The organism is Aeromonas sp. R5-4, assembly GCF_040908215.1.
GTDB classification, from domain to species: Bacteria; Pseudomonadota; Gammaproteobacteria; order Enterobacterales; family Aeromonadaceae; genus Aeromonas; species Aeromonas veronii.
Window position 1 is genome coordinate 1 of sequence record NZ_JBFODG010000014.1, and the last position, 21,438, is coordinate 21,438.

Below are 21,438 nucleotides of genomic sequence, written 5' to 3' on the forward strand. Positions count from 1 at the left end.
TCGACTTCTTATTGCTAAGAAATCGTCTTGGTCACTTCACCAGACATTGAAAATCAAAAATTGTTTTTGATGTTCGATGCTGTGAGTGCCCACACAGATTGCTTGATTCAAATTGTTAAAGAGCGACGCAACAGTGTGTTGCTGCGGGAGTGGAATTCTACTCAACCGCCTTCTCGAGTCAAGCCTTATTTCAAAGGCTTTTCGAGGTTATCGACGAGGTTGTTTGCGTTGCCGCTTGCCCTGTCGATGGAGGCGCATTATAGGGATCTGGATCACGCTTGCAAGGGTCTTTTCGAATTAAATTCGCATTTTTGGTTCAACCGTTCACTAATCACCCAAGAAGCGCATTTATCCTGCAATAACACACCCGTTTGGCGAGCTCGCTATCCTCTAGATGGCGTAGCGGTGGTAGCAGATCAAGGTTGTGGCGATTTGGTCTCTCTACATCTATATGCATGGTGATCGAGGTCACGCCTTCGGGTAACATAGCGCCCCTTTGCGATTCACACACTCTTGGGCTTTGGAGAGTTTAATGCCTTTTGCACTTGGCCAGCGTTGGATTAGTGATACAGAGACGGATCTGGGGTTGGGGACTGTCGTTGCTGTTGAAGGACGCATGGTTACCCTGTTGTTTCCGGCTACCGGTGAAAACCGCATGTATGCCAAAGAAGAGGCGCCGGTCACCCGGGTCAGCTTCAATGTGGGCGATCAGATCACCAGTCACGAAGACTGGACCATGACGGTCGACGAAGTGCAGGAGAAAGACGGCCTGCTTATATATGTAGGTGTGCGCACCGACAATGATGAGCCCGTTGCCCTCAAAGAAGTGTTTCTCAACAACTTTATCAAGTTCAACAAGCCGCAGGATCGCCTGTTCGCCGGTCAGATCGATCGGATGTCCCGCTTCACCCTGCGCTACGAGGCGCTGGTCAACCAGCACCAGCGTCGTCGCAACCCGACTCGTGGTCTGGCCGGTGGCCGGGTCAGCCTGATCCCGCACCAGCTCTATATCGCCCATGAAGTGGGTCACCGCTACGCTCCGCGCGTACTGCTGGCCGATGAGGTGGGTCTGGGCAAAACCATCGAAGCGGGCATGATCATTCATCAGCAGCTGCTCTCCGGCCGCGCCCATCGCGTGCTCATTTTGCTGCCCGAAACGCTCCAGCATCAGTGGCTGGTCGAGATGCTGCGCCGCTTCAACCTGCACTTCTCCCTGTTTGACGAGGAGCGCTGTATCGAGGCATTCGCCGATGCAGAGAACCCCTTCGAGACCGAGCAGCTGGTGATCTGCAGCCTCGACTTCCTGCGCAAGAAGCGTCGTCGCTTCGAGCAGGTGCTGGAAGCCGAGTGGGATCTGCTGGTTGTCGACGAAGCCCACCATCTGGAGTGGAGTGAAGAGGTGCCAAGCCGTGCCTATGAGATGGTGGAAGCGCTGGCCGAACAGGTGCCGGGCGTGCTGCTGCTGACTGCGACCCCGGATCAGCTGGGCCACCAGAGCCACTTTGCCCGTCTGCGCCTGCTCGATCCCGAGCGTTTCTACGACTACGAGGCCTTCCTCGCCGAGGAGCAGGCCTATGGTCAGGTCGCCAGCGCAGCGCAAGAGCTGCTGGATGGCGAGACCCTGAGCGATGAAGCCAGACAGACCCTCGCCAGCCAGCTGGAAGGGTTGGACTTGAGCGATGCGACTGCCCGTCAGCAGGCGGTCGCCAAGCTGCTGGACCAGCATGGCACCGGCCGGGTGCTGTTCCGCAACAGCCGCGCCAATATTCAGGGCTTCCCCGAGCGTCACCTCAACGTCTACCCCATGCCGCTGCCGGAGCAGTACAAGACTGCCATCAAGGTGATGGGCATGATGGGTGGCAACGGTGGTGATCTGCAGACCCGCGCCCTGCGCTACCTCTATCCCGAGAAGATCTTCCAGCAGTTCGAAGGCGACAACGCCACCTGGACCCAGTTCGACCCACGCGTTGAATGGTTGCTGGAGCTGCTGCTCTCTGCCCGTCAGCAGAAGGTGCTGGTGATCTGCTCCGAAGCGGCGACCGCCATCGCGCTGGAAGAGGCGCTGCGTACCCGTGAAGGGATCCGTGGTGCCGTGTTCCACGAAGGGATGTCGATCCTCGAGCGGGACAAGGCCTCCGCCTATTTCGCCCAGCAAGAAGGTGGCGCCCAGGTGCTGCTCTGCTCCGAGATCGGCTCAGAGGGCCGCAACTTCCAGTTTGCCAGTCATCTGGTGCTGTTCGATCTGCCCCTCAACCCGGATCTGCTGGAACAGCGTATCGGCCGACTGGATCGTATCGGTCAGCAGAATACCGTCGAGATCCACGTTCCCTATCTGGAAGGGACTGCCCAGCGCGCCCTGCAGCTCTGGTATCACGATGGTCTGGACGCGTTCGAGCAGACCTGCCCGACTGCCCGCCCGGTATTCGAAGCGGTACGTGAAGAGCTGTTCGAGCTGCTGGCAGCCAACACCGGCGATCAGGCAGCCCTCGACGCCCTGCTGATCAAGACCCGCGAACTGCACGAGCCGCTCAAGGCTCGACTGGAGCAGGGTCGCGATCGCCTGCTGGAGATCCACTCCAGCGGTGGCGCCGCCGCCCAGCAGCTGGTCGACAAGCTGGCCGCCGAAGATGACGACACCGGCATGATCTCCTTCGCCCTCAAGATGTTCGACGAGATCGGCGTCAATCAGGATGACCGTGGCGAGAACGCGCTGGTGCTGACCCCCGGGGATCACATGCTGGTCTCCAGCTTCCCGGGCTTGCCGCAAGACGGCATGACCATCACCTTCGATCGCAACACTGCCCTGTCGCGTGATGACATGGCGCTGCTCTCCTGGGATCACCCCATGATGCGCGGCGGTATCGACCTGATCCTGGGCTCCGAGATCGGTGCCACCTCGGTCGCACTGCTCAAGAACAAGGCGCTGCCCATCGGCTCCATCCTGCTTGAGCTGATCTTCGTTGCCGAGTCTGCGGCCCATCCCCAGCTCTACCGCTTCATGCCGCCGACGCCGATCCGTCTGCTGATGGACAAGAACGGCCAGAATCTGGGTGAGAAAGTGGCGTTCGATGCCTTCAACCGCCAGCTGACTCCGGTCAATCGCCACCTCGGCAGCAAGCTGGTCACCGCGTCCCAACCGGTGATCCACGGTCTGATTGGCAAGGGCCAGGCCATTGCCGAAGAGCTGAAAGCCGGGATTGTCGACAAGGCCCGTGCCCAGATGGCGCAGACCCTGCAGCAGGATCTGGATCGTCTGGAAGCGCTCAAGGCGGTCAACCCGAACGTGCGCGACAGCGAACTGGATTATCTGCGCAATCTGCAGGCAGAATTGCACCACCTGATCGATCAGACCCAACTCAAGCTGGATGCCATCCGCTTTATCGTGGTCACCCATAACTGACAAGGTACCGACCGACAGCGGCCAGAACCAGCTCAAACTGGATACCCAAGGCCACTTTGTCGTGGTTACCCATAACTGATGGGGGCTTGCCCCCACCTTCTGATGCGAGACATTTATGTTTGAATACTCACCGCCTCTGGAACCCTGGCTCGATATCCTGTTCAAGGACAAGGACATCATGGTGGTCAACAAGCCCACTGGCCTGCTAAGCGTCCCCGGGCGCGGCCCCGAGAATGAAGACAGCGTCCTGCATCGGGTCAAACAGCAGCACCCCAAGGCGGCGGCAGCTCATCGCCTCGACATGTCCACCACAGGCGTCATTGTCATTCCCCTCAATCCCAACTCTCATCGGGAGCTGAGTCGGCAATTTCGCGAGCGGGAGACCGAGAAGCACTACCTCGCCTGGGTGTGGGGTGAGCCGGAGGCAGAGTCGGGTCAGGTTGACCTGCCGCTCTGCGTCGACTGGCCCAACCGCCCGAAACAGAAAGTTGACCACGAAGAGGGGCGTCACGCCCTGACCCTGTGGCAGAAACTGAAGGTGGAGAACGGCAACAGCCTGATCAAGTTGACCCCCATCACAGGTCGCTCGCACCAGCTGCGCGTCCATATGCTGGAGCTGGGGCACCCGATCCTGGGTGACAACCTCTACGCTCATCCGGATGCGCTGGCGGCGGCGCCCCATCTCTACCTGCATGCGGCCATGTTGACCATCAGTCACCCCCGTAGCGGCGAGCGGATGACCTTCGAGGCGCCGGCTCCTTTCCCGGTCTGATCCCGCAAATCGCAGAGATAAAAAAGCCCCCATCGCGAGATGGGGGCTTTTTCATTAGGGTCAGACGCGAATATCGATCTTGCTTCCCAGAGAAGCGCTGGCCGATGTCGGTGCAACCGGCGCTGATTGCGCTGCGTTTTGCAGCAGCTTCAGCGCAGCTTCGCCCTCTTGGGTCTGCTGTTTCTTGGCCAGACTGGCCGTCATCAGAGCAGAACCAAACGACGCATTTGCAGAACTTGATATATCCATAGGGTTCCTCCTGCACTCAACAGTATCGGCCAAGCGGCCCCGAACATAAGCACTGAATGCAAAACAATCTGAAAGTCGCTTTTCTATCAATCAGATAGCAATAGCATTCATGGTCCCTGTTCACCGCTGGATGACGCCTTCAAGCTCCTGTGCCGTCATCGCCCGAAGCACCTTGCAGGGGTTGCCAGCCGCCACCACATTGGCGGGCACGTCTTTGGTCACCACCGAGCCTGCACCGATGACGCTGTTGTCACCGATAGTGACGCCGGGGCAGATGACGACGCTGCCGCCGATCCAGACGTTGTGACCGATCCGTACCGGCTTGCCGAACTCGACACCCTTGATACGTGGCGCCACCGCCACCGGATGAGCGGCGGTGTAGATCTGCACCCCGGGCGCCAGCAGCACGTTGTCGCCGATATGCACCTCACAGACGTCGAGGATGGTGCAATTCACGTTGGCGTAGAAGTTCTCGCCGACGAAGATGTTGGCGCCATAATCGCAAAAGAACGGCGGATTGATGGCGCACTCATGGCCGCGGCCACCAAGCAGTTCATGAAGCAGGGCATCCCGCGCCGGTTTCTCCTGCCAGCTGGTGTTGAAGGTGTGATAGAGCCTGCGGCAGCGCTCGCGTGCCGCTTTGAGCTCGGGATCGCCCGCATCATAAGGCTCCCCCGCCACCATCTTCTGCCACTCGGCACCGCGCACCACCTTCTCCATTATCTACTCCATCAGCCAGATCAGGGATTCATAAGGGCGCAGCATACCCGATTGCGGTTGGGCCGGACTATCTGGGTAGTTGCCGAGCAGCAGCCGACCTTGCCCGCTTTGCAGCTCGGCAGGCAAGGCAAACTCCACCGGCTCGCCGTAGAAGTTGCTCACCACCAGCAGGGTCTGGCCGTTGACGCGACGGGCGTAGGCCCAGATCTGCGGGTGCCCCGTCAGCAGCTCCTGATAATCCCCCTGAGTGAAGATGGGGTGCACCTTGCGAAGGGCGATGAGATCCCGATAGTGCCAGAACACCGAGTGCTGGTCGGCCAGCGCCGCCTCGGCGTTGATCTCGGGGTAGTTGGCGGCAGGTTTGAGCCACGGATTGCCTGCCGTAAAACCGGCGTTGGGGGCGGCGCTCCACTGCATCGGGGTGCGCGAGTTGTCGCGGGACTTGGCACCGAGAATGGAGAGGATCTCGGCCTCGCTCATCCCTTCCGCCTGCTTGATGGCGAAGATGTTGCGGCTCTCCACATCCTGATAGTCGTTGATATGCTGATAGCCGGGGTTGGTCATGCCTATCTCCTCCCCCTGATAGATGTAGGGGGTGCCTTGCAGGCCGTGCAGGGTACTGGCCAACATCTTGGCGGCGACCACCCTATGCTCACCCTCATCGCCGAAACGGGAGACGATGCGCGGCTGATCGTGGTTGCACCAGAACAGCGCCGACCACCCCTTGCCGTGCATGCCGCTCTGCCAGTGGTTGAAGATGCGCTTGAGTTCGAGGAAATCGAACGGTGCTTTCGTCCACTTGTCGCCGTTGGGGTAATCCACCTTCAAATGGTGGAAGTTGAACACCATGGAGAGCTCTGAGCCATCCAGCGCGCCGTAGCGCTGGCAGTGTTCCAGCGAAGTGGAGGACATCTCCCCCACCGTCATGGCGCCCACCGGAGCAAAGACGTCGCGGCTCACATCCTGCAAGAATTCGTGGATACGCGGCCCGTCGGTGTAGAAACGGCGGCCATCGCCGATCTCATCGTTCGGGAACGTCTGATCCTTTGAGATGAGATTGATGACATCGAGGCGGAAACCGTCCACCCCCTTCTTCGCCCAGAAGTGGATGATGTTCTTCACCTCGGCGCGCACTGCAGGATTTTCCCAGTTGAGATCCGCCTGCTCACGGGCAAACAGGTGCAGGTAGTACTGACCGGTGGCGGGATCCAGCTCCCAGGCGCTGCCACCAAACTTGGATTGCCAGTTGTTCGGCACACCGCCATCTACCGGATCTTTCCAGATGTAGTAGTCGCGGTAGGGGCTGTTCTTGTCCCCCAGCGCCGACTTGAACCAGGCGTGCTCGGTGGAGGTGTGGTTCACTACTATATCCATCACGATGCGGATATTCCGCTCATGGGCGGCGGCCAGCAGCGCCTCAAAATCGGCCATGGTGCCGTAGGCGGGATCAATCTGGTAGTAATCGGCTATGTCGTAACCGTTGTCCACCTGCGGGGAGACGTAGACCGGGGTCAGCCAGAGGGCATCGACCCCCAGGGTTTTGAGATAGTCGAGGCGGGCCATGATCCCCTTGAGGTCGCCGGTGCCACGGGCAGCGGAATCCTGAAAGCTCTTGGGGTAAATCTGGTAAATCACGGCACTCTGCCACCAGGGTGTTTGGCTCATGGGTCTTTCTCTTGTCTCGAATATGAAATGGAGAGGGCGACCCGCGGGTCGCCCTGATAATCAGTGTCAGGCGCTGGCTTGGGTCAACTTGCCAGCGGCTTGCTGGCGCTTGTAGACCAGCAGGGTCAGCACCACCGGCACCACGATGGCGACCAGCATGGCGATGGCAAACACCGCCCAGTATTGCGGCTGGATGGAGAGGATGCCGGGCAGGCCGCCCACCCCGATGCCGTTGGCCATCACCCCGGCGAAACCGCAGATAAGGGCCGCAAGGCTGGAACCCACCATGGCGCACAGCATGGGGAACTTGTACTTGAGGTTGATACCGTACATGGCCGGTTCGGTCACCCCGAGGTAGGCGGAGATGGCAGCAGGCACCGAGATCTCCCGCTCGTTCTCCTTGCGGCTAATCAGAATGATGCCAACGACCGCAGACGCCTGAGCGATGTTGGAGAGAGCGATCAGCGGCCAAATAGGAGTGCCACCCATGCTCTGCATCAGTTGCAGATCCACTGCGTTGGTGGTGTGGTGGATACCGGTGATGACCAGCGGTGCGTAGAGGAAACCGAACAGGGCAGCGCCGATGGGAGCGAAGGAGCCGGTCATGGCCGCCTTGGCAGCGAAACCGACGCCATCACCAATCCAGCGACCGAACGGGCCAATAAAGGCGTGAGCCACGATCACTGCCAGTAGCAGCGAGACAAATGGCACTATGACCAGATAGAGATAGGCCGGAATGATCCGCTTGAGGTTGGTCTCCACCCAGGCGAGGAAGACACCCGCCAGCAGCGCCGGAATGACCTGGGCCTGATAACCTACCTTCTGGATCACGAACAGGCCGAAGTCCCACACCTCGGGAGTCTGCTGACCGATACCGTAGGCGTTCATCAACTGTGGTGACACCAGCGTCACCCCCAGCACGATACCCAGGATCTCGGAGCCGCCCATCTTCTTCACTGCAGACCAGCAAACACCGACCGGCAGGAAGTGGAAAATCGCCTCGCCCAGCAGCCAGAGGAAGGCGTGTACCTGAGCCCAGAACTGGCTGATCTCGGTGAGGGTATGAGTGCCATCGTCAAACATCTTGATGTCGCCGATGACGTTGCGAAAGCCCAGGATCAGACCGCCGGTGATGATGGCGGGCAGCAACGGTACGAAGATCTCCGCCAGATGGGAGATGCCCCGCTCCAGCGGATTCATGTTCTGGCGAGCCGCCTGCTTGGCGGTCTCCTTGCTGCCACCGCTGACGCCGAGCTGTTCGGTCAGCGCCTTGTACCATTGCTCTACCTCGTTGCCGATCACCACCTGGAACTGACCGCCCTGGGTGAAGCTTCCCTTCACCGCCGGGATGGTTTCGATGGCCTTGCTGTCGGCCTTGGCCGGATCGTTCAGGACGAAGCGCAACCGGGTCAGGCAGTGGCTGACGGTGGCGATGTTCTCCTTGCCGCCGATCTTGTCGATCAGGGTGGCAAGCTGCTGTGCGTTGATCTTGGACATGGGTCTTCCCTCTGTGACGCCATTGAATAGTGGTCTGTATCGCCCTTTTGAGCCAGTCTGTCGGCCGGAGCGTTTTTGGTATCGTTCCCATTCAGCATGCCGACAATCTGGCCAGATCGAAATGGGAACGTTCCCAATTCGTGGCCAGCATCACAAAAAGCGCACTTTTTGTTCAGTCCGGAGTGATGGGGGTCACAGGGTTCGACAGGGGGCGATTGTCACCAACGGAGGCTGAGCCTGCTCAATCTGGCCGAGCAGCTGACGCGCCGCCTGCTCCCCCGCCCCTTTGTAACCAAGATCGAGACTGAGGGCGTTGGGGAAGAGGAAGCTGAGCATGGGATTGTTGCCAAGTCCGGTCACCAGCACCTCGCTACGCCCTTGTTCTTGCAGGTATTTTGCCGCGCCAATGGCGAGGGTGTCGCTGGCGCAGACCAGCGCCTGGGTGGAGGGGGTAAGCAGCTCGGCCGCCAGCCGGTAGCCGCTCTGCAGGCTGAGATCACCGAGGGCGCTGCGCGGGTGCAACCCCTGCTCTGCGCAGTAAGCGAGATAGGCGTCGAGGCGACGCTGGCCGGTGGTGAGATCCGAGGTATCCACCCCCAGATAGGCGATGTCGCGGGCGCCACGGCTTGCCAGCTGCGCCAGCATGGTGCGCACCGCACCGGCGTCGTCAAAGCAGACCGAGGAGAAACCGGGATATTCACGGGCGACCAGCACCAGCTTCTCTTTCAGCGGCGCCATGGCGGCATAGTCCAAGTCATTGAAGGCGAACAGGATAATGCCATCCACCCCGCGCCGCTCCAGGACCGCCAGATGCTCCTGTACCTTGGCGGGGGAGAACTTGCTCTCCATCAGCACAGCATCGTAGCCGCGCGGGTAGAGGGTCTCCAGCATGCCGCGCACCGCCTGATTCTCCGAGCTGGAGTCGAGCCGCGAGACGATGATCCCCACCACCTGCTGGCTCTGGCTGCGCATGGCCCGCGCCGATTTGCTCGGCACGAAGCCGTGCTCGGCGATAATCTGCTCTACCCGCTCGCGGGTCTCCTGCTTCACCTTGGGATCCTGATTAAGCACCCGGGAAACGGTCGACTTGCCGACGCCACTCAGTCTGGCGATATCGAGGATGGTCAGTTTCTTGTCCATGAATTGGCTCACAGGAGGCTAGGCGGTGGAATTGCCCACATTGTTGTGATTAACCCCTGTGAATACAAGCCCATGGCGTTAGAATGCCCTTTTTGCCCCGCCGTCAGGGTGTGTGGGCACAGCACAGGATGCCCATCATGGATCTGCTGGCCAGTCTGCTCTTCTCCCTCTCCATCACAGGCCCCATCTGCGTGGTGCTGCTGCTCGGCATCTTGCTCAAGCGGTTGGGGCTGCTGCCGGATCCCTTTACCGAATCCGCCTCGCGACTGGTGTTTCAGGTCACCCTGCCCGCTCTGCTCTTTCTCAGTATTCTGGGTACCAACTTCGTCACCATGCCGAGCCTCTGGTTTATCGGCTATGGCCTGCTCGCCACCGTTATCAGCTATCTGGTGCTGGAGCTGCTGGCCGGACGTTTTATCGGGGAGCAGCGGCTGCGCGGCATCTTCGTGCAGGGGAGCTTTCGCGGCAACAGCGCCATTATCGGGCTCGCCTATGTGCAGAACGCCTACGGCCACGAGGGGTTGGGGGCGGCGGCCTTCTACGTCGGTGCGGTGACCGTGCTCTACAACATTCTCGCGGTGATCACCCTCACCCGCAGTCTCGGCGGCGCCACCGGTATTCGCCCCATTCTGCTCGGCATCATCAAGAATCCGTTGATCATCGCCATTGTGGCGGCGCTGCCCTTTACCCTGCTCAGTATCAAGATGCCGCAACTGCTGCTCACCACCGGCAGCTACTTCGCCAACATGACGTTGCCGCTGGCGCTGCTCTGCACCGGCGCCTCCCTCAGCCTGGATGCTCTGCGCGGTGGCGCAGCCATTGCGGGCTGGGCCAGCATCATGCGGCTCTGCCTCATTCCGGCTGCGTTCACTCTTGGGGCAGCACTGCTCGGCTTCAGCCATCTGGAGCTGGGTATTCTGTTCCTCATCAGCGCTACCCCGACTGCCGCCGCCAGCTATGTGATGACCCGTGCCATGGGGGGCGACAGCGTGCTGGCCGCAAACATCATCGCCACCACCACCCTCGGTTCGCTGGTTACTACCAGCCTCGGGGCGACTCTGATGAACTACCTAGGGTTGATGTACTGACGGCTTGACCTTGCCGGAGGCGGCAGCTTTAGGCTGGTGCTCATCAACAGAGGAGATATCCCATGACCATCGAACTCACCGTGTCCGGCATGTCCTGTGGTGGCTGCGCCGCCAGTCTGCAAAAAGCGCTGCTGGCCCAGCCTGCGGTCACCACCGCAACCGTCGATTTCGCCAGCAGCAAGGCAGTCATTGAGAGCGAGCTGAGCAAGGCCGAGCTGATCGCCCTGATCGAAGCCAAGGGTTTCTCTGCGAGTTAAATTATCTCCATAGAGGTATAAAACAGGTTAAAAATCTGTACTCACCTGTCTTTTGGTGAGTTTTATCACAGACCCAGGTTATTAAACGGGCAAACTTGCTGCGATTATTCCAACCATAAGGATTTGCAGCATGACCCTACCGATCCGCAAGACCCTGCTCGCCGCCGTCGTCGGCCTGACCCTCTCCCCCATGGCGATGGCGCTGCCCAACGTCCATATTCTGGCAACCGGCGGCACCATCGCCGGGGCAGGCCAATCTGCCACCCAGTCCAACTACGAGGCAGGCAAGGTGGCCATCGAAACCCTGATCGCCGCCGTGCCCGAGATGAAAAACGTGGCCGATGTGCAAGGAGAGCAGGTGGTGAAGATCGGCTCGCAGGACATGAACGACGAGGTGTGGCTCAAGCTGGCCAAGCGGGTCAACGAGCTGCTGGCCAAGGATGACGTGGATGGCATCGTCATTACCCACGGCACCGACACCATGGAAGAGACCGCCTACTTCCTCAATCTGACCGTCAAGAGCGACAAGCCGGTGGTGCTGGTCGGCGCCATGCGCCCCTCCACCGCCATGAGTGCCGATGGCCCGCTCAACCTCTACAACGCCGTGGTGACCGCCTCCGACCCCGCCTCCAAAGGCCGTGGCGTGATGGTGGCGATGAACGACACCGTGCTGGATGCCCGCGACGTCACCAAGACCAACACCACCGGGGTGCAGACCTTCACCTCCCCCAACTTCGGCCCACTGGGTTACATCCACAACGGCAAGATCGACTATCAGCGCACTCCGGCCCGTCTGCACACCAGCAAGACGCCGTTTGACGTGAGCAAGCTCGACAAGCTGCCGCAAGTGGGCATCGTCTACAGCTACGCCAACGCCACCGACTTGCCGGCCAAGGCGATGGTGGATGCCAAGTTCGACGGCATCGTCAGCGCCGGGGTGGGCAACGGCAACCTCTACCACACCCTGTTCGATACCTTGGCCAAGGCGAGCAAGGATGGCATCCGCGTCGTACGCTCCGCCCGCGTGCCGACCGGCGCCACCACCCTGGATGCCGAGATCGATGATGCCAAGTACGGCTTCGTGGCCTCCGGCACTCTCAACCCGCAGAAAGCGCGGGTGCTGCTGATGCTCTCCCTGACCCAGAGCAAGGATCCGGCCCAGATCCAGCGCTGGTTCCAGCAGTTCTGATAAGGGTTGTCTGAACCATGACAAGCAAGGGCGGGACTTCCCGCCTTTTCCATCCAGCCATGCCACTTCGCCAAGCACCCGCCTCACCCATTACGTCGTTTGGCGAGGTCATCCTTCCCTTTTCCTGCCATCTTTTTCAGCCACCGCAGAGCGCTGTCATCAAATTAGCGAGCCGGATCACCCGCTTTCACAAGCGCATCGCCGCCAAATTCATTACACTGCCAGCGATCTTATCCACTCAAGGAGTGCTGTTGCTGTATGGAAATATTGATCCTGCTGGGATTGATTTTGCTTAATGGCGTCTTCGCCATGTCAGAAATCGCCATCGTCACCGCACGCAAGGCTCGCCTCGGCAAGCTTGCCTCTGAAGGCAACCGCTCCGCCGCCATCGCCCTCAAACTGGGTGAAGACCCGACCCATTTTCTCTCTGCCGTCCAAATCGGCATTACCAGCATAGGTCTGCTCAACGGTATCTACGGCGAATCCCTGCTGGCCCAGCCCTTCTCCCTCTGGTTGCAGGAGTGGGGGCTCCCCGCCAAGAGCAGTGGCCTGATCGCCACCGTCATCGTGGTGGTGGTGGTTACTTATCTCTCCATCGTGGTAGGGGAGCTGGTGCCCAAGCGCCTCGGCCAGCTCAATGCCGAGCGCATCGCCTGTCTGGTGGCCCGCCCCATGCACTGGCTCGCCACCCTGACCCGCCCCTTCGTCTGGCTGCTGTCGGCCTCTACCAATGCCAGCCTGCGGCTGCTGCGGGTCAACCAGAACGGCAGCGCCAACGTCACCGAGGAGGAGATCCACGCCATGCTGGTGGAGGGCTCTGAAGCCGGGGTGATCGAGGATCATGAGCACACCATGCTGCGCAACGTCTTCCGTCTCGACGAGCGCAGCCTCTCCTCCCTGATGGTGCCGCGCAGCGATATCCGCTATCTGGATCTGGCGCTGCCGCTGGAGACCAACCTGCAGCGACTGGTGGAGTATCGCCACAGCTATTTTCCGGTCTGCGACGGCAACCTGTCAGAATTGGTGGGTATCATCAATGTCAGCAAGGTGCTGCACGCCTATATCAAGGGGGAGCCCATCGATCTGGCAGCCCTGACCCAGGAGGGCAGCCTGCTGCCCGAGACCCTCAACGGCGTCGAGCTGCTCAACCACTTCCGCACCCACAGCGAACAGATGGCGCTGGTGGTTGACGAATATGGCGAGCTGCAGGGGCTGGTCACCCAGCAGGATCTGCTGGAGGCGCTGGCGGGGGATTTCCAGCAGGAGGATGGCGAGGACAACTGGGCCTTCCGGCGCGCCGACGGCAGCTGGCTGCTCGATGGCCTGATCCCGCTGCCCGAGTTGAAGGACTGTCTGGAGTTGGTTCGTCTGCCAGAAGAAGAAAAACATCACTATCACACCCTCGGAGGGCTTATCATGCTGCTCCTTGGTCGTGTTCCACAAACCGGAGACCTGGTGACACTGGAACAGTGGCAACTGGAAATTGTTGACATGGATGGCCTGCGCATCGACAAGGTGCTCGCCATGCCCTTGACCGATCAACCCAGCTAACCTGCGGAGTTTGCAAGTATGGAGCAGTTTTACCAACTGGCTCACGCCTTTATGAATCACGATCTGAACACACTTTCCGATCCCAAGATGGCCTTCATGATCTGTGGTGTGATTCTGACGTTTCTGGTACTGGAAAACGGATTCATCCCTACCGCCTTTCTGCCCGGTGACAGCCTGCTGATCCTCACCGGCGTGCTCATCTATCAGGATGTATTGTCTCTCGGGGTGATCCCGCTGTTGATCATGGCTACCTTTGTCGGCACCTGGCTCGGTTACATGCAGGGGCGCTTTCTCGGCCACACCCAGCTCTACCATCGGCTGATGTCCCACGTGGAAGAGCGGCACCAGCGGAAGGTCTACCACCTGCTGGACAAGTACGGGATCATCACCCTGATCACCGCGCGCTATATCGCCTTCGTACGCACCGCCTACCCCTACATCGTCGGTGCCACCGAACTGCCCCAGGGGCGCTTTCTCATCGTCAATCTGATCAGCTCCATCATGTGGATCTGCCCGCTGGTAGGGTTTGGCTACTACCTGAGCCACACCAAGCTGGCAGCCGAATACCAGACCCAGTTCTTCAACATCATCATCTATCTGCCGGTGGCCCTGCTGGTGGGTGGCATGGTGGCGCTGGTCTGGCGCTGGATCAGCAAACGCAGGGCCGCGCAGCCGCGGGATTGACCCCTAGCCCAACGCCTGACCCGAAAGCCCTCGCCAGAGGGCTTTTTTGATCGCCAATTTTGCGCAAATAGCAGAAATAGTCCCGCTCGGCCCTTGTAAAGCCGGGGTAAAAATGAGTGAATCTAGCGCCTTTTTTTGGATGGGAACGGAGTCGGTTGTATGTGGTGTCGGATTCGCGCAGCAGCGCTGGTTGTCGGGTTGATGGGAATGCTGGGATTGCCTGCGGTCAGCGCGGCACCCAACCCTGCCAAACTGGAAGTACGCTCGAGCAGCGCCCTGGTCGTGGATGTAAAAACGGGCAAGACGCTCTACCAGAAGAATGCCACCAAGGTGCGTCCCATCGCCTCCCTCACCAAACTGATGACAGCGCTGGTGGTGCTGGATGCCAAGCAGAATCTCAACCAGACCATCACGGTCGACAAGAACGATCTGGATCGGGTCAAACACACCCACTCCCGCATCCGCATGGGCACCAAGGTGACCCGCCGTGACGCCCTGCATCTGGCGCTGATGTCCTCCGAAAACCGGATGGCCTCGGCACTGGCGCGTCACTATCCGGGCGGTCGCAGCGCCTTCGTGCGAGCCATGAACAACAAGGCCAGAGCGCTCGGGATGCGTAATACCCACTTCTACGACTCCACCGGCCTCTCCACCCGCAACGTCTCTACCGCCCAGGATCTCGGCAAGCTGGCTGCCGCCGCCTATCGTCAGCCGCTGATCCGTCAGTTCACTCAGGATGAGAACCGGGAGATGCGCTTCAGCGCCCCCGCCTATAGCCTGATGTTCAACAACACCAACCCGCTGGTGAAAAACCCGGATTGGGACGTGCGCCTCTCCAAGACCGGCTTCACTGACGAAGCGGGTCGCTGTCTGGTGATGCGCGCCAAACCGGACAGCCGCGAGCTCGCCATCGTGCTGCTCAACTCGGTGGGCAAACGCACCCCCATCGGCGATGCCAACCGCATTCGCAAATGGCTGAAAAGCTGAGTAAATATCTCAACACAAAAGGATGCTGCGGCATCCTTTTTTATTGCCTGCAGAACGCTTCAGCAGGCCTTGCAGGATGTTGATGAGCGAACCTTTAGTAATGAGTGGCCCAGCATCTGCCGTTGCAACAGCAGGCATACAGCGCGCCTATAGATGAGGCAAAGGGTGATGAGGCGGTGCAACGATCAGAAGAACTGTGCGCAATCACAGAAAGGGGAAGAAATGAGGACAAGAACAGCCAGGTAAACGGGCGATCCACCCGCAACAGCGCACGGGGATCCGCACCAAAAGCTAAATATCGCCCATAAAAAAACAGCCCCGACCGAAGTCGAGGCTGTCTGTATGGTGCGCCCGAGAGGATTCGAACCTCTGACCACCTGGTTCGTAGCCAGGTACTCTATCCAGCTGAGCTACGGGCGCTCATAAACTTTTGGTACTGCTTGAAATATGGTGCGCCCGAGAGGATTCGAACCTCTGACCACCTGGTTCGTAGCCAGGTACTCTATCCAGCTGAGCTACGGGCGCTCACAAACTTTTGTGTACTGCTTGAAAAATGGTGCGCCCGAGAGGATTCGAACCTCTGACCACCTGGTTCGTAGCCAGGTACTCTATCCAGCTGAGCTACGGGCGCTCATAAATCGTTGTTTCGTTTTAAATGGTGCGCCCGAGAGGATTCGAACCTCTGACCACCTGGTTCGTAGCCAGGTACTCTATCCAGCTGAGCTACGGGCGCCCTGTTTTAAAACGATAAAAAAAGCTTACTTATCAGTAAGCCTTTTCCAAAGTGTCGACTTGCTGATGGTCAACACATGACTCTTGCTTGAGTCGTAATATGGTGCGCCCGAGAGGATTCGAACCTCTGACCACCTGGTTCGTAGCCAGGTACTCTATCCAGCTGAGCTACGGGCGCAAATGGCGGAGAAGGGGGGATTCGAACCCCCGATGCGGGTATAAGCCGCATACTCCCTTAGCAGGGGAGCGCCTTCAGCCTCTCGGCCACCTCTCCGTTTGCGGGGCTGATAATACTTCACAGGGATTTTTAGTCAAACACTTTTTTGGAGAAAAAAGTGCGTTCGCTCAGCATTTGGTCAAAGCGTGGAATATTCAAACAATATCGGCACTTATCCCGCAGTTTCGCGCCCTGCAGGGCGATTTCAGGGGCCGAGAAAAAACAAAAGGCGACACATGAGGTGTCGCCTTGTCACAGCCATGAAAGTGGCTTAGAAGCCCGGTTGGCCCGGAACTTTCTCGGCCTGGATGCGCTGGTAGATCTCTTCGCGGTGTACGGAGACCTCTTTCGGCGCGTTAACACCGATACGGACCTGGTTGCCTTTAACGCCCAGTACGGTGACAGTCACTTCATCACCAATCATCAGGGTTTCCCCAACACGACGAGTCAAAATAAGCATTCGCTTGCTCCTGTATCCTGTTTTGTTTTTATATCGATATGCGACATTATCTAACAAAGATACCGATATGGTAAATGGTTGAAACTAAATCAATCAGAGATTGTTAGCCCAAGGGCTGCTCTTGCGGTGCCTGATCCAACCCGAAAGCCGCGTGCAGGGCTCGCACCGCCAGCTCCAGATACTTCTCGTCAATCACCACAGAGATTTTGATTTCAGAGGTCGAGATCAACTGCATGTTGATCCCCTCCTCGCCCAATACCTTGAACATGGTGCGCGCAACACCTGGATGGTTCCACATGCCGACACCGACAATGGAAACCTTGGCAATTTCGCCATTTCCCTGCACGCAGGAGGCGCCAAGTTCAGTAGCTGTCTCCTCCAGCAGTGCCCGGGCGCGGCGATAGTCATCACGATTCACCGTGAAGGTGAAGTCGGCGGTGCCATCTCCCAGGGTATTCTGCACAATCATGTCGACATCAATGTTGGCGTCACTGATCGGATTCAGGATCTGCGCGGCAACGGTTGGTCTGTCCGGCACGCCCAGAATGGTCAGGCTGGCCTCGTTGCGGTTAAAAGCGATCCCGGATACCAGGGGAGCTTCCATCCTATCACCTCCATATGTGATTAAGGTTCCCTCTCCATCGATAAAGCTCGACAGCACCCGCAGCGGGACGCGGTACTTGCCCGCAAACTCCACCGAGCGGATCTGCAACACCTTGGCGCCGAGACTGGCCATCTCCAGCATCTCCTCGAAGGTGATGGTGTCGAGACGACGCGCCTTGGGCTCGATGCGCGGATCCGTGGTGTATACCCCATCCACATCGGTAAAGATCTGGCACTCATCGGCCTTGATGGCCGCCGCCACGGCAACCGCCGTGGTATCCGAACCGCCGCGGCCCAGGGTCGTGATGGCATTATGCTCGTCACGGCCCTGGAAACCGGCGATCACCACCACCTTGCCCGCAGCCAGTTCGGCATGAACCAGCTCGGTGTCGATGTGGGTGATGCGCGCCTTGCCATAGGCGGAATCGGTATGAATCCGTACCTGATCACCGGTCATTGAGACCGCAGGACAACCGCGTTTGTTCAACGCGATCGCCAGCAGCGCTATGGTGACCTGCTCACCGGTGGAGACCAGTACATCCATCTCCCGTCGGTTGGCATCAGGATCCAGCTGCTGGGCCATGCCCAGCAGCCGGTTGGTTTCGCCCGACATGGCGGAGACCACCACCACCACGTCGTGTCCTTGGGCGCGGGTCTGCTCGACCCGCTCAGCTACCGCCTCGATCCGCTCCAGTGTGCCGACCGAGGTGCCGCCGTACTTCTGTACATAGAGTGCCACAGATCACCTCGCCCGATTACAGGCGCTCTTCCAGCCAGGAGTGAACGGATTGCAGCGCTGCCGGCACCGCCTCAGGCTGGGTACCACCCGCCTGTGCCATGTCCGGACGGCCACCGCCCTTGCCACCCACCTGCTGGGCAACCAGATTGACCAGCTCACCGGCCTTGACCTTGCCGGTCAAGTCGTTGGTGACGCCCGCGATCAGATTGACCTTGCCGTCGGCACAGGTGGCCAGCAGTACGACACCGGACTTCATCTGGTTTTTCAGCTCGTCCAGCATGCCGCGCAGGGATTTCGGATCGGCCCCTTCCAGCGCTGCAACCAGCACCTTCTGACCGTTGATCTCGATCACCTGACCCAGCAGATCGTTACCAGCCTGAGCGGCCAGCTTGGCCTTGAGCTGCTCCAGCTCGCGCTCCATCATCTTGGCCTTGTCCAGCATCTGGCGAACCTTGTCGGCGATGCAGAACTGGTCACCTTTCACCAGTGCAGCGGCTTCTTCGATCTGCTCGCCAACCTGATGCATGAAGTCGATGGCCGCTTTGCCGGTCACCGCTTCGATACGGCGCACGCCAGCTGCGATACCGCTCTCGGCGATGATCTTGAAGAAGCCGATATCACCGGTGCGCTTGGCGTGAGTACCGCCGCACAGCTCGGTGGAGTAATCGCCCATGCGCACCACGCGCACGTCGTCTTCATATTTTTCACCAAACAGCGCCATGGCACCGGCGGACTTGGCCGCTTCCAGATCCATCAGCTGGGTGGTGATTTCGTGGTTGGCGCGGATCTGGTTGTTGACCAGCTCCTCGACCCGGCGAATGGTCGCCATGGTCAGCCCCTCGAAGTGGGAGAAGTCAAAGCGCATGCGCTCGGCCCCAACCAGAGAACCTTTCTGGGTGACATGCTCGCCCAGTGCCTGACGCAGGGCAGCGTGCAGCAGGTGAGTCACGGAGTGGTTCAGGGCGATGGCCTGACGACGATCGCCATCAACCACAGCTTCCACTTCGGCGCCCTTCTCCAGAGTGCCCAGCTCCATGTAGCCCTTGTGGATGATCGCCTTGCCTGCTTTCAGGGTGTCGGTCACGGCAAAGATGCCGTCGTCCACTTTCAGGGTACCGCTGTCGCCGATCTGGCCGCCGGACTCGGCGTAGAAGGGGGTCTCCTCCAGCACGATGACCGCTTCGTCACCGGCGATAAGACCGCTCACCTCTTCCACACCCTTGTAGATACCAACCACGCGGGTGCGCTCGGTCAGGGTCTTGTAACCGGTGAAGGGGGTCTCGAAGTCGAGCTTGAGCATCTCGTTGTAGTTCACGCCGAAGCTGGAGGCCTCTTTGGCACGAGCACGCTGCTTCTCCATCTCGGCCTTGAAGCCCTCTTCGTCGATGCCGATCTCGCGCTCGCGCACCACGTCAGCAGTCAGGTCGGCCGGGAAGCCGTAAGTGTCATAGAGCTTGAACACCACTTCGCCCGGAATAACCTTGGCATCGCCCAGATTGGCCAGAGCGTCCTCCAGCAGCAGCAGACCGCGATCCAGCGTGCGGACGAACTGCTCCTCTTCGATGCGCAGCACACGCTCGACCAGCGGCAGCTGGGCGATCAGCTCGGCAGCGACATCCTTCATCTGCACCGCCAGCTCGGCAGCCAGTTTGTAGAAGAAGACATCGGTCGCGCCCAGCTTGCGACCGTGACGCACGGCGCGGCGGATGATGCGACGCAGCACATAGCCACGACCTTCGTTGGACGGCATCACGCCATCAGCCACCAGGAAGGCGCAAGAACGGATGTGGTCAGCGATGACGCGCAGAGACTGGTTGCTCAGGTCGGTGGTACCGACAATCTCGGCCGCTTTCTTGATCAGCGCCTGGAAGATGTCGATTTCGTAGTTGGAGTGGACACCCTGCATGATGGCGGAGATACGCTCCAGACCCATGCCGGTATCCACGGACGGACGCGGCAGCGGCTCCATGGTGCCGTCAGCCTGACGGTTGAACTGCATGAAGACCACGTTCCAGATCTCGATGAAACGGTCGCCATCCTCTTCCGGTGAGCCGGGACGGCCACCCCAGATGTGATCGCCGTGGTCATAGAAGATCTCGGTGCAGGGACCGCACGGGCCGGTATCGCCCATCGCCCAGAAGTTGTCGGAAGCGTAAGGGGCACCCTTGTTGTCACCGATGCGCACGATGCGATCGGCCGGCACACCGACCTCTTTTTCCCAGATATCGAAAGCTTCATCGTCAGTCGCGTAGACGGTCACCAGCAGGCGCTCTTTCGGCAGTTGCAGCACCTCGGTCAGGAAGCCCCATGCAAACTTGATGGCATCCTGCTTGAAGTAGTCACCGAAGCTGAAGTTGCCCAGCATTTCAAAGAAGGTGTGGTGACGAGCGGTATAGCCGACGTTTTCCAGATCGTTGTGCTTACCACCGGCACGCACGCAACGCTGGGAAGTCGTCGCACGATTGTAGGCACGCTTGTCTGCGCCAAGGAACACGTCCTTGAACTGGTTCATACCCGCGTTGGTAAACAACAGGGTCGGGTCGTTATGCGGTACCAGCGAGCTGGAGGAGACAACCTGGTGCCCCTGGGAACGGAAATACTCGAGAAACGCAGCGCGAATCTCTGACGTGGACATATACATGGAAAATCCTGCTTGATTCGAATACGGACTTTTAACCGCATTAATGTAAGTTTTCTGCGGGGTAAAGTAAAACGGACAGGGCCGCCACGGGCGAAAAAGCGCACATAAACGGGCCAGATAAGAGCGCCGCTGCCCACAGTGGCTTTTTTCACTGTCGAGAGGCAAAAAAGCAGCGCAGAAAGAGGGATGAGATGAACAAAAGGCCGCTTTTTCGGGATTGTGTACGCAAGCTACTGAACGGGCAGGAAAAACCTGCCATAAGGAGAGGTAAAACGACGTTTGCCACGCAGTGGCGTTACTCTTCCCGCTCCTGCAGGGCAGAGATGGCATAACGGGCCTGATCCTGGGTAAAACCGCGCCCCAGCAGATACTTGAGCCACTTCATCCGCAGCTTGAAATCCGCCAGATCGGCCACCCGGGCGCGCCGTTCGAGCAGGGCAAACGCCAGTTCGAACCAGTCCAGCTCCGGCTGATCGAATGCGGCATCAATCTGCATATCGTCGAGTCCCTTGCGGCGCAGATCGAAGCGGATCTTGATGGGGCCATGACCCTTGGCGGCACCGGCCCGTACAGCCATACCGCCGTAACGTTCGTCATTGACCCAGTTGTAACCGCGGCAGTAGTCGACCACCGCCTCGATCACCTCTTCATTGAAGCCCTGCTGGCGCAGCCGGTTGGCCAGCTCCGACTCGGCACTCTCGCGGCGGGCCAGACTGCGCATGGCAAAGGCGCGGGCAGCGGCAAGCTGCTCGGCAAAGGTCGGCTCGGCGGGCTCAACCGGTTCGGTCACGGATTCATCTACCATCATAAATAACAAGGCCGGGTAGATACCCGGCCTTCCTTTGTT

18 protein-coding genes and 6 tRNA genes are annotated in these 21,438 nt (G+C 59.4%); 9 read left to right on the top strand and 15 right to left on the bottom strand.

All coding sequences use genetic code 11. The features are described from left to right. Positions 1-532 precede the first annotated feature (532 nt). Positions 533-3,400, top strand: a complete 2,868-nt coding sequence (rapA, locus tag AB5Y83_RS05520; protein WP_368174826.1) for an RNA polymerase-associated protein RapA — start codon at positions 533-535, stop codon at positions 3,398-3,400. 115 nt (positions 3,401-3,515) lie between these two features. Beyond that, positions 3,516-4,172, top strand: coding sequence for a bifunctional tRNA pseudouridine(32) synthase/23S rRNA pseudouridine(746) synthase RluA (gene rluA, locus AB5Y83_RS05525; RefSeq protein WP_005343025.1), 657 nt, complete (start codon positions 3,516-3,518; stop codon positions 4,170-4,172). Between the two features lie 60 nt (positions 4,173-4,232). Here the strand turns inward: rluA and AB5Y83_RS05530 are convergent, their stop codons facing one another. From AB5Y83_RS05530 to treR, 5 genes are all read right to left on the bottom strand, one after another. After that, complete coding sequence (locus AB5Y83_RS05530; RefSeq protein WP_005336040.1) at positions 4,233-4,421, bottom strand: hypothetical protein; 189 nt, start codon at positions 4,419-4,421, stop codon at positions 4,233-4,235. A 120-nt stretch (positions 4,422-4,541) separates the two neighbouring features. Then, positions 4,542-5,141, bottom strand: coding sequence for a sugar O-acetyltransferase (locus tag AB5Y83_RS05535; protein WP_368174827.1), 600 nt, complete (start codon positions 5,139-5,141; stop codon positions 4,542-4,544). A 3-nt stretch (positions 5,142-5,144) separates the two neighbouring features. Continuing rightward, positions 5,145-6,806, bottom strand: coding sequence for an alpha,alpha-phosphotrehalase (gene treC / locus AB5Y83_RS05540; RefSeq protein ID WP_368174828.1), 1,662 nt, complete (start codon positions 6,804-6,806; stop codon positions 5,145-5,147). Positions 6,807-6,872: 66 nt separating this feature from the next. Continuing rightward, positions 6,873-8,303, bottom strand: a complete 1,431-nt coding sequence (treB, locus tag AB5Y83_RS05545; protein WP_005348758.1) for a PTS trehalose transporter subunit IIBC — start codon at positions 8,301-8,303, stop codon at positions 6,873-6,875. 192 nt (positions 8,304-8,495) lie between these two features. Beyond that, the gene (treR, locus tag AB5Y83_RS05550; protein ID WP_021229070.1) at positions 8,496-9,443 is read right to left on the bottom strand and encodes a trehalose operon repressor TreR; all 948 of its coding nucleotides are present in this window, start codon (positions 9,441-9,443) and stop codon (positions 8,496-8,498) included. Between the two features lie 137 nt (positions 9,444-9,580). Here treR and AB5Y83_RS05555 point away from each other — a divergent pair, with 137 nt between their 5' ends. From AB5Y83_RS05555 to pbpG, 7 genes are all read left to right on the top strand, one after another. Further along, positions 9,581-10,531 (top strand): AEC family transporter, encoded by a 951-nt coding sequence (locus tag AB5Y83_RS05555; RefSeq protein WP_368174829.1) that lies wholly within the window; start codon positions 9,581-9,583, stop codon positions 10,529-10,531. 62 nt (positions 10,532-10,593) lie between these two features. After that, positions 10,594-10,788 carry a heavy-metal-associated domain-containing protein gene (locus AB5Y83_RS05560; RefSeq protein WP_005357810.1) on the top strand — a complete coding sequence of 65 codons (195 nt, stop codon included), beginning with the start codon at positions 10,594-10,596 and terminating at the stop codon, positions 10,786-10,788. A gap of 130 nt (positions 10,789-10,918) precedes the next feature. Next, complete coding sequence (ansB, locus tag AB5Y83_RS05565) at positions 10,919-11,977, top strand: L-asparaginase 2 (RefSeq protein WP_279488462.1); 1,059 nt, start codon at positions 10,919-10,921, stop codon at positions 11,975-11,977. A gap of 17 nt (positions 11,978-11,994) precedes the next feature. Beyond that, positions 11,995-12,273 carry a hypothetical protein gene (locus AB5Y83_RS05570; RefSeq protein ID WP_201990967.1) on the top strand — a complete coding sequence of 93 codons (279 nt, stop codon included), beginning with the start codon at positions 11,995-11,997 and terminating at the stop codon, positions 12,271-12,273. Then, positions 12,236-13,528, top strand: a complete 1,293-nt coding sequence (locus AB5Y83_RS05575) for a hemolysin family protein (RefSeq protein WP_040069001.1) — start codon at positions 12,236-12,238, stop codon at positions 13,526-13,528. The genes AB5Y83_RS05570 and AB5Y83_RS05575 overlap by 38 nt, the downstream gene beginning before the upstream one ends. Positions 13,529-13,546: 18 nt before the next feature. Next, positions 13,547-14,212 carry a DedA family protein gene (locus AB5Y83_RS05580; protein ID WP_150995431.1) on the top strand — a complete coding sequence of 222 codons (666 nt, stop codon included), beginning with the start codon at positions 13,547-13,549 and terminating at the stop codon, positions 14,210-14,212. 159 nt (positions 14,213-14,371) lie between these two features. Beyond that, positions 14,372-15,199 (top strand): D-alanyl-D-alanine endopeptidase, encoded by an 828-nt coding sequence (pbpG, locus tag AB5Y83_RS05585; protein ID WP_088868356.1) that lies wholly within the window; start codon positions 14,372-14,374, stop codon positions 15,197-15,199. 343 nt (positions 15,200-15,542) lie between these two features. On the opposite strand, the gene AB5Y83_RS05590 is transcribed toward pbpG, so the two are convergent. From AB5Y83_RS05590 to AB5Y83_RS05635, 10 genes are all read right to left on the bottom strand, one after another. Next, positions 15,543-15,619: transfer RNA gene (locus AB5Y83_RS05590), tRNA-Arg, on the bottom strand. A gap of 28 nt (positions 15,620-15,647) precedes the next feature. Next, a tRNA-Arg gene (locus AB5Y83_RS05595) sits at positions 15,648-15,724 on the bottom strand. A gap of 29 nt (positions 15,725-15,753) precedes the next feature. Continuing rightward, a tRNA-Arg gene (locus tag AB5Y83_RS05600) sits at positions 15,754-15,830 on the bottom strand. A gap of 25 nt (positions 15,831-15,855) precedes the next feature. Next, positions 15,856-15,932: transfer RNA gene (locus AB5Y83_RS05605), tRNA-Arg, on the bottom strand. A gap of 100 nt (positions 15,933-16,032) precedes the next feature. Continuing rightward, positions 16,033-16,109, bottom strand: a tRNA-Arg gene (locus AB5Y83_RS05610). A gap of 3 nt (positions 16,110-16,112) precedes the next feature. After that, positions 16,113-16,205, bottom strand: a tRNA-Ser gene (locus AB5Y83_RS05615). 214 nt (positions 16,206-16,419) lie between these two features. After that, complete coding sequence (gene csrA / locus AB5Y83_RS05620) at positions 16,420-16,608, bottom strand: carbon storage regulator CsrA (protein WP_005336053.1); 189 nt, start codon at positions 16,606-16,608, stop codon at positions 16,420-16,422. Between the two features lie 103 nt (positions 16,609-16,711). Continuing rightward, complete coding sequence (locus AB5Y83_RS05625) at positions 16,712-17,950, bottom strand: aspartate kinase (protein ID WP_005336054.1); 1,239 nt, start codon at positions 17,948-17,950, stop codon at positions 16,712-16,714. 16 nt (positions 17,951-17,966) lie between these two features. Beyond that, positions 17,967-20,591 (bottom strand): alanine--tRNA ligase, encoded by a 2,625-nt coding sequence (gene alaS / locus AB5Y83_RS05630; RefSeq protein WP_139433435.1) that lies wholly within the window; start codon positions 20,589-20,591, stop codon positions 17,967-17,969. 295 nt (positions 20,592-20,886) lie between these two features. Further along, entirely contained in the window at positions 20,887-21,396 is a 510-nt protein-coding gene (locus tag AB5Y83_RS05635) for a regulatory protein RecX (RefSeq protein WP_101530905.1), read from the bottom strand. Positions 21,397-21,438 lie beyond the last annotated feature (42 nt).